A 15,768-nucleotide genomic window follows, 5' to 3' on the forward strand; every position below is an offset into this window, starting at 1 on the left:
GGTGGTCCCGCACCGAAGGTGCCGCGCCCCCGGAGCAGCCAGCTCCACGCCGCCGAAGAGGAGAGAGATGCTGCAATCGACGATGAACGGCCTCAAGCGCTGGCGCCTGGCCGGGGTGCTTCTCACGGTCCTCGTGCCGCTGGCGCTGTCGCCCGCCGGTGCGGGCGCTCAGGAGGCCATCGACACGCCGCCGGTCGTCACCAATGTCACGGCGTCGCCGAGCAGCCTCCCCGCCGAGGGTGGCCTCGTCACGATCTTCGCGGACGCCAGCGACGAGGGCGGCGGCGTCTCGGACGTGCAGGCCCAGATCACCGGGCCGTTCGGCGGCCCCGAGATCGTGCTGATGGCCTTCACGGGGGTCGGGCAGACCTACAGCGGCTCGCTCACCATCCCGGCGAACTTCACCGACTCGCAGGTGAACTACTCGATCCTCGTCCAGGCGATCGACATCAACGGGAACAGCACCTCGGCTGAGGGCGGCGGGATCAGCGTCGACGCGGCCCCGCAGTTCGACGAGCGCCCCATCGTGGCCGATCCCCTGGTGACGCCGACCAGCCTGCCCAGCGGTGGCGGAGCCTCGACGATCCGGGTGACCGCGACGGATGACCGGGCGATCTCCGAGGTCTACGCGACGATCACCGGGCCCGACGGGAGCACGACCAACGTGCCGCTCGGGGGCATCAGCTCCAGCCAGTTCGAAGGCACCTTCACAGCGCCGGTGAACACCGCCGCGACCGCCGCGCAGTATGCGATCGAGGTGACCGCGCTCGACGACATCGGGCAGAGCGCAACGGCGGACGCCGGCCTGGTGACCGTGGCTGCGGCACCGCCGCCGCCGAACCCCGCAAAGCTGACCGTCAACCCGGGCCAGCTCTCCTTCCAGACGATCCGCGTCGGAGACCGGGGACGCGCGTCGATCGTGGTGCGCAACACCGGCGGGAAGTCGGCGGGGACGGTGCGCGGCGTCGTCGCCGTGTCGGGCGCGGGCTTCGCCCTTGTCGGTGCTGGCCCCGCGGGCATCGCGTTCACGGTGCGTCCCGGAGAGTCCAAGACCATCAAGGTGGAGTTCCGGCCCACCAAGCCGGGGCGGTACGCGGGCCTGATGACCGTTCGCCGCAACGACGGCGCTCAGCCCGGCCTGGCGGTCCGCCTCTCGGGCCAGGCGATCCCGAAGAAGCGCGGCCGGTAGGCACGGCTCGTAGCAGCGCTTGGCCACGCGCCCGAACGGCTTCGGGCGGCGCGGTCGAGCGCTGCTTGTCGCTTGCGAGATACTGCGCCGACGATGTCGGGCTCGGGACTGTCCGAAGCCGATCCACGCCAGGCCGGCGGCCCTCAGGGCACGTTGTTGTCGGTCAACGTCGGCATGCCGAGAGACGTGTCCTGGCACGGCAGGACGGTCTTCACCGGCGTCTTCAAGGACCCCGTCATGGGCCCTCGCCGCGTGGGCAAGCTCAACGTCGACGGCGACGGTCAGGGCGACCGCGCGGGGCACGGTGGCGAGCAGCGCGCCGTGTTCGTCTACCAGATCGACTCCTATAGGTACTGGGAACGCGAGCTCGGACGCGACGACTTCGTCTACGGGCAGTTCGGCGAGAACTTCACCGTCGAAGGGCTCGGCGACGACGAGGTCTGCATCGGGGACCGCTACCAGATCGGCACCGCCGTCTTCGAGGTCACGCAGCCCCGCGTGACCTGCTACCGCGTCGGGATCCGCATGAACGACCCGCGCATCCCCGCGTTGCTCGTCTCACACCACCGCCCGGGCTTCTACTTCCGGGTGCTCGCGGAGGGCGACGTTCAGGCGGGAGACGCGATCGTCAAGCTCACGTCCGGCCCGGAGGAGATGACCGTCGCCGACGCCGACGCGCTGCTGTACCTCCCCGGGCACACGCGCCGGCAACTGCTCCGAGCGGTCCGGATCCCGGCCCTCAGCCCTGGATGGCAGGCCTCGTTCCGCGCGCTGTTGGAGGAAGGGCAGGGCAGCGGCAACGCCGGCCTCGCGGTGACGAGCCCACCTCCCGCCTGGCCCGGCTTCCGTCCGCTGGCCGTCACCGCGATCACCCGCGAAAGCGACTCGGTGATCGCGATCCGCCTCGAAGACCCCGAGGGCGCACCGTTGCCGGCCGCTCGCCCAGGTCAGTACCTCACGCTGCGAGTCCCGCGCGACAAGGACCAGCGGTCGCTGCTGCGCAACTACTCGCTCTCCGGGCCGCCCGGCGGGGGCTTCTACCGGATCGCCGTCAAGCGCGAGCACGATGGTGCCGCCAGCGGCTATCTGCACACCCGGCTCGTCGTCGGCGACCACCTCGACATCGCAGCACCGCGCGGCACCTTCATCCTCGACCCGACGGATGCACCCGTGCTGTTGATCAGCGCCGGAATCGGCGCCACCCCGGTCATCGCCATGCTCCAGGCGCTGGCACAGGGGCAGTCCGATCGGGAGATCTGGTGGCTGCACGGCGCGCGCAGCAGCCGCGATCACCCGTTCGCCGTCGAGGTGACGGCGCTCCTCGCCGAGCTTCCGAATGCCTCCGCCCACGTGTATTACAGCCGTCCCGGTTCGAACGACGTCGAAGGCCGTGATTACGAGGGCGCGGGCCGTCTGACCGCGTCAGTGCTTGCCGGGCTCGCACTACCTCGCCATGCCGAGGCGTACGTGTGCGGGCCGACACCGTTCATGGATGAGATCAGCGGCGGCCTTGCGGCAATCGGGATCGATGGATCACGGATCCACACCGAGCCCTTCGGGCCCGCTCCCGGTCTGACGCCGGGCATCGCAGCGACGCCGGTGCGGGCGCCGCACCCACCGGCCGGCACGCCCGGAAACGGCCCGACGATCGAGTTCTCCCGCAGCAACCTCGCCATCCCGTGGAGCAGTGAGTACGCCAGCCTGCTCGAGCTTGCCGAAGCCTGCGACGTCCCTGTCCGCTGGTCGTGCCGTACCGGTGTCTGCCACAACTGCGAGACGACCCTCATCGCCGGCAACCTCGCCTACAGCCCCGACCCTGTCGAAGCCCCTGCCGATGGAAGCGCCCTCATCTGCTGCTCGCAGCCACGCGGCGATGTCGTGCTCGATCTGTGACTTACCAGAGGATGTTCTGGCAGACCCCGCCGACGAACTTGCCCTCGAGGCCTAGGCCCTTGGCCTTGAACGCGTCGGCCATCTTGCCCGGGTCGACCTTGATGCCGTCCTCCTTGTCGATGCAGGAGCCGACCACGCAGGCCTTGTGGTTGTGCATGGCCTTGCGGCAGTGGCCGTCAGAGGAGACCTCCTCGGACAGCTCGTATTGGGCCAGCGGCCCGATGTTGAGCTCGGCCGAGCCCTTGAGGTAGGCCTTGTTGTCGTCGAGCTTGCCGTCGGGGGTGATCTCGATGTCGATGCCCTCGCCGAAGCCGCCCTCGACGCAGGCCGAGAAGCCCTTGTCGGTGATCGACCACTTCATGCCGACGCAGAGGCCCTCGCAGAGCGTCGCGCCGGCGCTGACGAGCCCGAGCGGATCGGAGAGCTGGACGGGATCGCCCCCGACGTAGTCGAAGAGGTTGGCGTCGCCGCCGCCGAGGCCGTTGGGGTCGCGGCTGGTGAAGCGGCCCGTTGCGGGCTCGTAGTCGCGCAGGCCCATGTGCAGCAGCCCGGTGCCGTCGTCGGGCAGGGCGCCGGCGTAGCCCAGCGGCAGGTCGAACGACGGTGCCGAGTCGGCCAGGACCTGACCGTAGGCGCTGTAGGTGATGGCCTTGACGACCGCCCCGGCGGCATCGGTCACGACGCGCGGCGAGCCGACCTGGTCGGACGACACGTAGTACCGGGTGGATCCGCGCAGGAAGGAGAACAGCGTCCCGGCCTCGGTGTAGTCCAGGCTCGTGACCGTGCCGTCGGGCTCGATGACACCCGTGACCTGCAGCTGCTGGTCGGGGTTGCCGTAGAGGTAGTGGGTGGTGTTGGCGCCCGCGACCATCGCGATCCGGCGGCCGAAGGCGTCGTAGCGGTAGGTGCGCGTCGTGGCGCCGGCGGTCGCCGAGAGCAGCTCGCCGCGGGCGGAGTAGGTGAAGGAGTCGCTGCCGCGCGCGGTCAGAAAGCCGTCGGTGTCGACGGTGTACGGGACGCTGGCGCCGCCGGCGGTCGCCAGCGCGGTGATCCGGCCCGTCGCCGGGTCGACCGTCGCCGTCTTGGTCGTCGCGCCGATCGTGCTGAGGAGGCGGTTGCCGTCCGCGTCGTAGGTGTAGTGCTCGGTGGCCGTGGCGTCGCGCGCGACATCGACGACGCGGCCGTCGGCGTCGTAGGTGTAGGTGAACGTGTGTGCGGCCCCGCCCGCGGTCTCGACCTTCTGGGTGATGTGCCCGGCCGCGTCGCGGGTGAGCGCCATGCCGTAAGCCGCCGTGCCGTTGACGGTGTCCTGCCGGCTCGCGACGCGGCTGAGGCCGTCCCAGGTCTGCGACACCGACAGCGGGCCGCCGCTGATCGCCGAGACCGAGCCGCGCGGGCCGTTGCGCGTGAACGAGAACGGGCCCCAGGAGACGAGCCGGTCGTCGGAATCGTAGGACGCGGTCGTGGTGCGCTCGTCGGCGCCGACCGTGAGCTTGGACGACGTGAGCCGGAAGTTGGCGTCGTAGCCGAGGTCATACCGCCCACTCGCCGTGCCGCTGCCGGCGATCGAGGTGAGCAGGTCGCCGTCGTAGCCGAGCGCGAGCGTCGCCGCCGTGCCGCCGCCCGACGGCGTGCGCGTCAGCGTGCCCATCCGGGAGTCGGCGCCGACGTAGCCGATCCCGACGGTCGCCTCGTGGTAGGTGATCGACGTGACCCGGCCACCGGCGTCGCGGCCGAGCTGCTCGACGCGGCCGCCCGGGAGCGTCGTGCTCGTCGGCTGTCCGTCGGCGTCGTGAGCGATGACGTAGCCGCTGCCGCTGCCGGGCGGCTTGTAGGCCTTGGGGCGGCCGGCCGCGGTGTAGGTCAGGACGTGCTCCGCGCCGCCCGGCATGGTGACCTGCGTCAGCCGATCCAGCCCGTCGTGCTCGAAGCCGTAGGTCTGGCCGCCCGGCAGCGTCGTGGAGGCGGTGCGACCTGTCGTGTCGGTCGTGAACGTCGTGGCGTGGCTGAGCGCGTCGGTCGCGCTCGTGAGCCGGTCCCGTGCGTCGTAGGTGTAGGTGTCGTCCGCGGCGCCCTGCTGAATGTCGGTCACGCGGCCGTGCGAGTCATAGGTGAACGTGCGGTCGGTGGCCGCGGCGTCGGTGGAGAGCTTCGTCGTGCGGGCCTTCGTGTCGAGCGTCTTGATCGCGCGCCGCGCGCCGCCGCCCTCGGCGACGGTCACCGTGTGCGCGGAGCCGTCGTAGGTCCGCACCGTGTTGGCGGAGTTGCCGGCGCGGAACGTGTCGACGAGCTGGTCGACCGAGAACAGGTCGATGGGGTCGGTCAGCGTCGTGGTGCGCTTGGTGGTGCCCGAGAACGTCAGGCCTGACGGCTCCTGGACGGTGGTCTTGGCCGGGATTGGCAGCAGCGCGCCGAAACGGGGGTCCGGACCCGGCGTCGCCGACGTGACCCGCCCGTCGGCCAGCGTCGCGGACTGGGTGCCGTCCGGCGCGACCTTGGCGACGGTCTGGGCCCCGGCCGGATCGGTGCTCGTCCGGGTCCATCCACCGGCCGCGTCGCCGCCGTTGAGATAGGTCGAGGCATGGCCGAGCGGGGACGTGAGGGTCACCGCTTCGCCGGCCGGTTGCGTCGCGTGGGTGACGGTCGTCGTGACGCCGTCGGGGTCGGTGTCGGAGGTGACGTGGCCGTCGGCGTCGTAGGCGAACGTGTGCACGCCGCCGGTTGCGTCGGTCTCGCCCGTCAGCAGGCCGCCGGTGCCGTAGCGCAGCTCGGTCGCCGCGACGCCCGGGCGCTTGACGGATGTCAGGTCGCCGCCGGCGCTGACCGCCAGCTCGGTGCGATCGCCGCCGGGCGCGACGATCGCGGTCGGATCACCCGCGCCGTTGCGCTCGATCGACGTCACACGGCCGTCGCGGTCGGTGACGGAGGCCAGGCGGCCGGCCGTGTCGTAGCCGAAGGTCTCGAGCGTGACGCCGGTCAGCGCGTCGACGGTCCGCTGGTGGCGTCCGGCGGCGTCGAACTCGTACACCTGGCTGCCGTCGGGGGACGGCAGCGGGTAGCCGGAGAACGAGTAGCCCGCGAGCCCGGGCTCGATCGTCCGCAGGCCCGAGTTGTAGGTGGAGATCGCGATCCGCCCGTCGGCCGCGATCCCGTAGCCCGTGCCGTCGATGTCCTGGAGCGGCACCGATGCTGCCGCCTCGGCGGCGGTCGTCCGGTCCGGGTTGCCGTCGCCGGCGGTGCCGCCGATGATGGCGAGCGTGCCATCACCCAGGATCTCGGCCACCGAGTTCCCCGTGTTGAAGACGACGTCGCCGTTGGGCAGCACGGCAACGGGCCCGTAGTAGCCGTAGGCCACCTGGTTGGCGAGCTGGCCGCTCGTGCAGCACGTCTGGTTGCCGGCACCGAGCAAGGTGATGATCTCGCCGCTGGGGAGCAGGCGCTTGATCTTGCGCCCGCCGAAGTCGATGTGCTCGAAGACGATGCTTCCGTCGGGGGCGACGGCGAAGCTCTCCATCAGGTGGTAGTCGGGCCCGCCGGTGAAGATCGTGTCCAACATGCCGTCGGGGCGGATCCGCTGGATGCGGTTGGGCTGCGTCGTGAGGTCTCCGGGCTCCAGGATGTACAGCGTGCCGTCGGGCCCGGTGGCCAGGAATTGGGGCCGGTCGAGCACGACGTCGTGGGCCGGCATGCCGTCGCCCGCTGCGCCGGCCGGATCGGTGCGGTCGTCGGCGGTGAAGGCCGAGCCGGCGGTGACCTGGGTGATCGTCCCGGCGGGCGACACGTGCCAGATGACGCCGCCCGGGTTGCCGTTGGGTGGGGTGGAAGCGTCGATGGTCGCCAGGACCCAGACGCCGCCGTCGGGCGCGCGCACCATTTGGACCGGGCTGTAACGCTGGCCGGTCGGCGCCTCGGGGAAGGTGGCGATCGTGCTGAGCGTGCCGTCGGGCGCGTGCCGGCGGATGCGCAGGACCGAGACGTTGTCGGACCCCGCTCGCGTGAGGACGTCGGGGAACCAGACGCTCCCGTCGGGCTGCCAGGCGGGCTGGCCGATCTTGCGCCGGTCGGGATAGGTGATCTCGCCGAAGGGATCGGCCAGCAGCTGCGAGACGGCCGCGACCGGCGCGACCTCGCGGTCGCCCGTGCCCAGCTCGGCGACCTGGCCGATGGGGTCGAGGGCGTGGTGCGGGCTGAGGGTCCACCCGCCGAGCCCGGCCGGCGGCAGGGCGGAGCGTCCCAGCTCGAGGTTGAAACGCTGGGTGACGTACATCTCTTGGCGGGCGGGCACGGCCGTCAGCGCGTCGCCGAGCTTCGCGAAGGCGGCCTGGTTCTGCCCGGCCGTGCGGTACAGGGCGGGGTAGACGAAGGAGATCTCGACGTAGGCGTGGACGCGATGGAGCAGCAGGCGCCCGTAGGCGTCGCGTCCGTCCCAGACGAAGCGATGCGTCAGGTTGGGCGCGGGGGCAAACGACTCGATCGTCTCGCGCCCCGCGACCTTCACCTTCAGCTCCACCCGGGCCAGCGAGGCGGGCACCGTCGCCCCGGTGAGGTCGATGTCGACCGCGTGCTCGTCGCGCGCGCTCGAGCGGTCGCTGTTGTAGCTCAACCGGTAGGGCGTGCCGGCGACCGGCAGCGACTCGCGCAGCGCGCGCGTGTCGCACTCGACCGAGGAGCCCGTGGGCTCCTGGCACGGGTCGCGCGGGTCCTTCGGGTCACGGGGGTCGTCGGGCTTGGGCGGCTTGGGCGGGTTCGGCGGGTCGGCATCGTCCGGCGGGCCGTAGGGCCAGTTGTGGTCCCACGGGGTGAAGTGCGACACCGAGGCGCGCCAGAGGCTGGTGCCCGCCTCGTAGAGCCCGGCGAGCTGCTGGCGCTCGGCGGTCGTGATGCCCAGCGCGTCGGTCGTCGCGCCGGAGTCGGCGGTGCCGTCGCCATCGACGTCGACCTGGGCCATGCCGTCCTGGATGGCCGTGATCTTCAGCACGCGGCCGTTGGCCTCGGGCCGCCAGCTGTCGGTCGTGGTGTCGTAGGAGCCGAGCGGCACCGCCGTCCCGACGGGCATGCCGATGAAGTTGTCGGTGTAGACGACGACGGGCTTGTCGAAGTCGACGCGGGTGGCACCGGCCTCCACCGCCTCGTCGACCGTGTAGTCGGCCGCGTAGGTGTAGCCCGAGGTGGGCGGCAGGGCGCCGGGCATCGCGTCGGGCCCGCGGTCGCCGACGGTGTACTCCGTCGCGCGCACGTGCATGGTCGTGGGCAGCGCCTGCGTCGAGCCGTTGGCGAGGCGCATCGTCGCGTGGGTGTCGGGCAGGAAGATGAGGTTCGCGCGGCGGCTGCCCGACGCGTCGGTCGTCGTGCTGGAAACGGCGACTTGCGCGGCGCCGGCCCCGGTGGTGACCGGCGTCTCCTTCTCGTCGAAGCGGCGCATGACGACGTCGTCGACCATGTCGTAATCGCGCAGCGGCGGGTCCGCCGGGCGGTCGACGGGCAGGTAGGTCGGGCGCTCGAAGTGCAGCGTGACGTGCTCCCCGCTGTTGAGTGCGAGGTCGTAGTGGCCGTCGGTGCGCGTGACGGTCGAGCCGAGCTCCGGATGCCCCTCGACGGTCACCCGGACGCTGGGCAGCGGCGAGCCGTCGCCCTGAAGTACCCGACCGCGCAGGACCCCGGCGCGGCCTGCGGTGATCGCCTGCGGGTCGACGCCGGTCTGCACGGCGCCGGCGCCCTGGTAGAGGAACTTCGTCTCACCCGCGAACGAGGTGGGCGCCGTCGCTGACAGCGGCGTTGCGGCCGGGGCGTCGGGCGCCGGGGGAACCGGGTCGTCGGAGCCGGGCAGAACGGGCTCGGGCGGCGTCGGATCCGGCGGCGTGGGGCCGGGCGGCGTCGGACCGGGCGGGGTTGGACCGGGCGGCGTGGGACCGGGCGGGGTGGTCAGATCCGTAGGGGCGCTGGGCACGCCGCTCGGCAGCCCTCCGCCGATGGTCGTGGCGCCGGCGGTCGCGACGACGATGGTGCCCGCCATGGCCACGCAGTTGTTGCGCTCGTTGCTCTCCCGGACCTTGCGCTCGTCGTCGGCACAGAGGATCAGGCGGTACGTGCCGACCTTCGTGGTGGCGGGGACCATCACGGTGCCACGGATGGTGAGGCGCCGACCGGGCCGCAACGTGCGCACGGGGAGCTTGCCGAGCAGCCGCACATCGGTCGCGCCGCGTTGGGGGCGGCGAGCAAGGTAGCCGCGCAGTGACGAGGCCTTTGCGGTGGCGCGACCCCGATTGGTCACCGTGACGGCGAGGCTGAGCGGCCGCGCCGGGCTGACGGACGTCAGGCCGGCACTTGGCCCTTTGAGCGCGAGGTCGGGGCGCTTCTTGGCGGCGGCGGAGGCGGTCGCCGCGTGGGCGGGGAGCGAGATGAGGGCGAGCGCGACGCAGATCGATCGTCGGAACGTCACGCGTTTGGCCTCATCGGGCCCATCGTGATGGACCGCGCGGGAGGACACAAGGGCAGGTTTCTGCCGCGCTCCGCGGCGTGCGAGCGCGCCCTTCTCGGCAGCCCTCAGCCGGGCATCACGTACGCGCCCGCCAACGCGCGGACCTCTTCATAGATCCGGGCGCTGCGCCCTTCGTCGACCACGGGCTTGCGGATGCTCCCGATCGCCCACGCCTGCTGGTCGGCGGTCGACGACGCCTTGCCGTGCAGCTCCACGGCGGTCGCCGAGAAGTCGCGCACGAGCGTCTCGAAGATCGTGTCGACGATGTCCTGCGGGGTGTCGTCGAGCTGCGCTTGCTCGAGGATCAGCTGGGCGTAGGGGATCAGCGTGAACAGCTGCGCCATCGACTGCTGGAAGTCGAGGTCGGCGGTCATCTGGTCGGGCGTGAGCGCGGCGTCGCCGATCATGGCCACCAGCGCGTCGGCCTGCTCGCGGAAGCGCGCGACGTTCGGCACGCCGGCGAAGGCGTCGAAGACGGGCCGCCAGTCGGGGAACGCGATCCTCGCCAGGCCGCGCGTCGGGCCCTGGTCGAAGAGGAACGCGTCGTCGGTCGCATCGAGGCGCTGCTCGGGGGCGTCGACGGGCGCGGTCCCGAACAGGTAGCCGGGCAGGAACTTCAGCGTCAGCGCGCGGTTGACGTGGACGGTCCCCTCGAGCTTCGGGAGCCCGTCGATGATGTTCTTGGCGCTCTCGAAGAAGCTGTCACGCTCGAAGCCCTTGGCCGAGATCACCTCGGCCAGCAGCCGCACGATGCGCTCGCCCTCGGTCGTGACCTGCATCTTGGTGATCGGCGTGAACAGCAGGTAGCGCCGGTCCTCGCGGCTGGCGCTGCGCACGTAGTCGACCGCGCGCGCCCCGTAGAGCTTGCCGGCCAGCAGCCGGACGTAGGCCTCGCTGAGGATGCGGCGCACCTGCCCGAACTCGGTCACGCGCTTGCCGAACAGGACGCGGCCCTCAGCCTGGGTGACCGTCTCGTAGAAGCAGTGCTCGGCCATGCCCAGCGAGCAGAACCCCAAGTTGAACTTGCCCACGTTGATGGTGTTGAGCGCCGCCTCGAACGCGGCCGTGCCGGTGTGCAGGACGTCGCTGGGCGTGACGGGGTAGTCCTCCAGGTCGAACGCGCTGACGTACAGCTGACCGTGTACGACGTTGGAGCGCAGCTTGTAGTTGGGGTGCTTGCTGTCGGCCGCGAAGAAGACATAGCCCTCGGAGCCCTCGACGTCGGCGCGGCGGCCGAAGACCGACACCATTCCCGCCACGTTGCCGTTGCCGATGTAGTACTTGCCGCCGTTGGCGGTGAAGCCACCGTCGGCTTGGGGCTCGAGCACCATGTCGGTGGAGTAGATGTCAGCTCCGTGATCGCGCTCGGAGAGGCCGAAGGCGAAGACCGCGCCCTGGTCAAGTAGCGCCGCGGCACGCTGGCGCGCGGCACCGTTGTCGCTCTGCCAGATCGGGCCGAGCCCGAGGATCGTGACCTGCCAGGCGTACCAGTACGACAACCCGTAGAACCCGAGGATCTCGTTGAACGCCGCGTTGCGCGCGGTGTCCCAGCGCTTGTCGGGGTCGTCGCCGCCGTCGCGCGCGGGGGTCAGCAGCGTCGCGAACGCGCGCTCCCGGCCCAGGAACGCGATGAAGTCGGCGTACCAGACGTCGGTGCGCACCTCGGAGGTCAGGTCGGCCTTGCCCTTGGCCTCAAACCAGTCGATCGTGGCGCGGAAGAGGCGGCGCGTGGCCGGGTCGAACTCGACCGGGTCGTAGGTGCCGGGATTCAGCAGCCGGGAGGTCGTGGACGCCGTTGCGCTGGTCATGGCGCGAAGCCTCTCACGTCCCGGCCCGGGAGGAGGTCGCTCGATCGCCGCTTACCGTACAAAACCCATCAACATAGTGGTAATATTTCTCCCGGGGTTCGGCAGCCTCGCCGTCTCCTGCGCGTCTGGTTCTCGTATGCCCCGCTCTTCGCCCTTCTCGCGCCTCTGCGCGCCCGCGCTCGCCTTCCTGCTGGTCGCTGCGCTCACGTTCGGGGTGAGCGGCGAGCGAGCGCCGCTGGCGTTCGCCAAGGGCAACGCGTCGGCGGCGGCCGGGTTTCTGGAGGACGCCCAGAACGACGACGGCGGGTTCGGCGCCAAGAAGGGCAAGGGATCGGATCCGGAGGCGTCGTTGTGGGTGGCCGCTGCGCTGCTGTCGGGCGGGAAGCATCCGCTGGACGAGTTCAACAAGGGCGGTGACAGCCTCGACGCGTATCTCCGGAACCACAAGGGCTCCTACACGACCGTCGGGCAACTCGGCGTGCTCGCCTTGGTCCAGGGTGCGGCGGGCTACGGCGCCTCGCACTACGGCGATCCCGCGAGCAAGTTGAAGAACAAGCTGACCGAGCCGGCGGTGCGCGCTTCCCCCGGAGGGTCCGCGCTGGCCACGCTCGGCTTGCTGGCAGTCGGCGACGAGACGACCGCCAAGTCCGTCGCGCAGGTGCTGCTGAGCTCGGCCAGGGAGGACGGCGGCTGGGGCTCGTCTGACAGCGAGTCGACCGCGCTGGTCCTGCAGGCCGTGGCGAAGGCCGGCGTCGCGGACAAGAGCAGCGAGGTCGTGCAGAAGGGCCTCGCGTATCTGCATCGGGCGCAAGCCAACGACGGGGCGGTGATGAAGTCGATCCGCACCGATCCGGGCTCTGCCGGTGGGGAGGTGACGGCGACCGCGTTCGCGCTGCAGGCGCTCGACGCGCTCGGCGTCAGCTCTCCGACCACCGCGGAGGGCAAGACGTTCCGCGATGGCCTGACCCAGTACCAGCAGCAGACCACCGGCGGCCTGTCGTCCAACGGATCGCTCTATGACTCGACGTTCGCGCCGTCGGTGACCGAGACCGCGCAGGCCTATGCCGCGTTCAACGGCACCACGTTCCCGCTGGAGCCGGTCGCCGCCACCACGAGCGGGCCGCCGAAGAAGACCAAGAAGAAGGACGGCACGGAGGCCGCGTCCACAAAGAAGAAGTCCAAGAAGGTCAGCACCGGCAGCGGCGCCACCGGGATCAGCGACACGACGGCCGACAACAAGCAGGACCACGGCGCCTTCCAGCGAGCCACGGTCGGCCGGCAGGGAACGGCGAAGAAGGGCGCGCAGGACCGCAAGGGCGCCAAGCGCAGCGGGGCCAAGAAGGCCAAGACGCCGGCGGCCGGCTCCGGTGGGCAGGCGGTGAGCGGCGAAGTCGTGGGCGCGACGTCGGCGCCCAAGCTCGCGACGCGGGCCGGCCAGGACCCCGGAGGGCTGAGTGACCAGGACAAGGCGACGATCGGCCTCGGGGCGCTGCTTGTCGTCGCCATAGCGATCGGCGGCTGGCTGGCCCGGCGCCGGCCCCGCATCGACGAGCGCCCCCGCGCGCAGGTCGCGCTGACGGCCATCAGCGTCTTCGTCACGCGCGCCCGCGCGCGAGGGGCGCTCGCCCCGTTTGCCACCGCGGTGGTCGGCCTGGCGCTGATCGCGGTGCCGTTCGCCACCTCGATGTGGGATCGCGCGCCGAAGGGCGCGGCGATGATCACCGCGTTCGCGCCGCACATGCGGCCCGCCAAGGTCGCCGCCTATCAGCGCGACCTGGCGCAACTCAACGACGGCATCACCCAGGCGTCGACCAAGGGCGCCGCCGTCCTCTATCCGGGCTTGAAGCCCGCGGCGGCCCGCAAGCGGTTCGCCAAGGACGGGCCGATGCTGGCGAGCTTCCAGGCCACCTGGCCCAGGACCTACCGCAGCCTCAGCAGCGTCGTCACCCCGATCGCGGCCAACCAGCGGGGCTACGAGGCGCTCACCGCGCTCCCGCGATTCGGCCTGTTCCCCTGGTTCTTCGTGATCCCGGGCGCCCTCCTCGTCCTGCTCGGCGCGATCGCCTTGGCGTTCCCCGGCGCGTGGCGGTTTGCGCGGTGGGGTGTCCTGGCTGTCGGCGTCGGCTTGATCGCCGCCCCGGCGATCTTCCAGCTGTGGGACCGTGCCCCGAAGGGGTCCGCATTGGTCACCGCGTTCAAGCCGATCGAGCGTCGCTCCGCTGTGGTGCGCGTACAGAACGATTTCGGGCAGGTGGCCATCGCCCAGGGAGCGCTTGCCGGTGAGCTCGTCCCCGCCCTGCGACAGCACGGTCTCTCCCAGGAGCAGATCAACCAGCAGTTCCCCGCCGTCCAGACCCTGCTCGCGCGGTGGATCCCGATCCTGAACGACCTCACGCCCGTGATCGGCGTGATGAGCGACAACGTCGGACGCTTCCAGGCCGTCGCCGCGCTCCCGCCGTTCACCGCCTTCCCGTGGCTGTTCGTCCTTCCCGGCCTGCTCGTGAGCCTGATCGTGCTGATCGGGCTGGCGCAAGGCGTGCGACGGCAGCAGTCGATGAGCATCCCTGAGCATCTTGAACGACCCTCATCCCTCGAAGGAGCACCGCATGACCCGTTCCCGTACCACCAGACGACTGGTCGCCCCGCTGATCTTCGCGATCGCTTCGCTCGTCGCCTGCGGCGGCGGGTCCGCGCTGGCGGCGAAGAGGGTCGAGCTGAAGGGCACGCTGGGCATCAGCCCGGGCAAGTCCGCGCCCAAGGCGCTGCAGAAGAAGACCAAGCAGAAGTACACCGGGTCGTACTTCCGGATGATCCTGCCGGGCGGGACCGACAAGTTCTTCCTGAACAACGACTCACGCGCCAGTGACAAGTCCTACACGTTGTTTCGCGCCGGCACCGACAAGGGGCTGAAGCTGGGCGCGTTCCAGAACCCGCCGGATCCGGCGTTCGCCGCCAACGGCTTTGCGCAGGCCCGGCGGATCGTGCTGCCGGAGACGTTTGCCGGGATCGACTTCTCGATCACGACCGCTGAGAAGGATGCGCAGACCGGGCTGAAGGACACCGTGCCGCGGCTGTTTGCGACGGGCAAGAAGCTGACCGGCGATCTGCGGGCCTGGACGGCGGGGTGGAACAAGATCTACTTCAACCAGGGGGCGCCGAAGCCCAACGGCACGCTGCCGGGCTTCACCAAGCCGGTCAACGGGACGTATGACCCGAAGACCAAGGCGTATGAGATCAGCTGGTACAGCCTGATCGTTGGCGGCCCGTTCAACGGGTTCACCGGCTACTGGCACCTCCAGGGCAAGCTCATCGCCTAGCGAGCAGCGCCGCCATGTCCCTGCCGACCATTCCCATTCCGCTCGCGGCTTCGGATCCGACCAGCGATGCGCTGTCGGGCCTCGCCGGGCTGCTCGAGGTTCCCGTGCACGTCCTGGCGGTGGTCCTGCTGGCTGTCCTGGCGTTTGAGACGGGCGGGCTGGTGATGGAGGGCTGGCGGCGGGTGCGCCCCAGGGCGCGGCCGGTGGAGGAGACTGCCGCCCGGGCGATGGCCTATCCCTTCGACGCCGCAGCGATCGCGCGCGGCACCCCGAGCTCGCTCACCGAGCGGACCGTCCTCGACCTTGCCGCGGCGGTGCAGTCGCCCCGCGACGATGCGGTCGAGAACGCGCTGGCCAGATATGAGCTGCGCATCCAGCGCAAGCTGGATCGGACCCGCATCCTGGTCCGCTCCGGCCCGGCATTGGGGCTGATGGGCACGCTGATCCCCCTGGCGCCGGGCCTGAGCTCCCTCGGGGACGGGGACTACCAGCAGCTTGCCGGTGATCTGAAGACGGCGTTCGCCGCAACGGTCGTCGGCATCCTCGTCGGCACCGGGGCGTACGTGCTCACGTTGCTCCGCACCCGGAACTACACCGAGGACCTCGCGAGCCTGGAGCGCGCGGTCGCTGCGGGCCAAGCCCACCCGCAGCCGCATCAGCGGATGGAGACCACGATCGGGGGCGACGCGCTGTGAGCCGCGTGGGCCTGGGCCGTCATGGCCAACTGGAGGACAGCGCCGGCGACCCGCTCGACGGCTTGGTCAACCTCTTCGACGTCGGCATCGTCCTGGCCGTCGCGTTCCTGATCGCCGGTCTTGCGCTTGGGGCCAAGAACGCCGAGAAGGCGCAGAAGGACGCTGTCGCCAAGACGCAGACCACCTTGACCACGCCGCAGTCCAAGCGGACCGCGAGCGGGCAGGGGCAGTCGGTTGGTGAGGTCTACCGGCTCCCGGACGGCACGCTCGTGCTGAAGAAGAAGCCGTAGGCCTCATCCGGCCGACCTATTCCCCATAAAGTCTATGGAGATTATGGTATAGTGTTTCGCGTTGAGAACGATCTCGTGTTCAGGAGCCCTCGTGTCGC

At 70.8% G+C, this 15,768-nt stretch carries 8 protein-coding genes; 6 read left to right on the plus strand and 2 right to left on the minus strand.

Features of this window, described 5'->3' with window-relative positions; translation table 11 throughout:
- Positions 1–67 precede the first annotated feature (67 nt).
- Together VGO10_RS07585 and VGO10_RS07590 are read left to right on the plus strand one after the other, a co-directional pair.
- Positions 68–1,189, plus strand: a complete 1,122-nt coding sequence (locus VGO10_RS07585; protein WP_327466819.1) for a choice-of-anchor D domain-containing protein — start codon at positions 68–70, stop codon at positions 1,187–1,189.
- A 93-nt stretch (positions 1,190–1,282) separates the two neighbouring features.
- Complete coding sequence (locus VGO10_RS07590; RefSeq protein WP_327466821.1) at positions 1,283–3,082, plus strand: MOSC and FAD-binding oxidoreductase domain-containing protein; 1,800 nt, start codon at positions 1,283–1,285, stop codon at positions 3,080–3,082.
- Between the two features lies 1 nt (position 3,083).
- Here VGO10_RS07590 and VGO10_RS07595 read toward each other — a convergent pair whose 3' ends face one another.
- Positions 3,084–9,521, minus strand: coding sequence for an RHS repeat-associated core domain-containing protein (locus VGO10_RS07595; protein WP_327466823.1), 6,438 nt, complete (start codon positions 9,519–9,521; stop codon positions 3,084–3,086).
- 104 nt (positions 9,522–9,625) lie between these two features.
- A complete protein-coding gene (locus VGO10_RS07600) occupies positions 9,626–11,368 on the minus strand; it encodes an acyl-CoA dehydrogenase family protein (RefSeq protein ID WP_327466825.1) in 1,743 nt (580 codons plus the stop codon).
- A gap of 136 nt (positions 11,369–11,504) precedes the next feature.
- Between VGO10_RS07600 and VGO10_RS07605 the strand changes: the two genes are divergently transcribed.
- The 4 genes from VGO10_RS07605 to VGO10_RS07620 are packed head-to-tail and all read left to right on the plus strand — an operon-like array spanning position 11,505 to position 15,670.
- Positions 11,505–14,234 (plus strand): hypothetical protein, encoded by a 2,730-nt coding sequence (locus VGO10_RS07605; RefSeq protein WP_327466827.1) that lies wholly within the window; start codon positions 11,505–11,507, stop codon positions 14,232–14,234.
- Positions 14,176–14,685 (plus strand): hypothetical protein, encoded by a 510-nt coding sequence (locus VGO10_RS07610; protein ID WP_327466829.1) that lies wholly within the window; start codon positions 14,176–14,178, stop codon positions 14,683–14,685. The genes VGO10_RS07605 and VGO10_RS07610 overlap by 59 nt, the downstream gene beginning before the upstream one ends.
- 14 nt (positions 14,686–14,699) lie before the next feature.
- Positions 14,700–15,380, plus strand: a complete 681-nt coding sequence (locus VGO10_RS07615; protein WP_327466831.1) for a MotA/TolQ/ExbB proton channel family protein — start codon at positions 14,700–14,702, stop codon at positions 15,378–15,380.
- Complete coding sequence (locus VGO10_RS07620; protein WP_327466833.1) at positions 15,377–15,670, plus strand: DUF2149 domain-containing protein; 294 nt, start codon at positions 15,377–15,379, stop codon at positions 15,668–15,670. The genes VGO10_RS07615 and VGO10_RS07620 overlap by 4 nt, the downstream gene beginning before the upstream one ends.
- The last annotated feature ends 98 nt before the right edge of the window (positions 15,671–15,768 follow it).

Source organism: Baekduia sp. (assembly GCF_035996765.1).
Classification (GTDB): Bacteria; Actinomycetota; Thermoleophilia; order Solirubrobacterales; family Solirubrobacteraceae; genus Baekduia.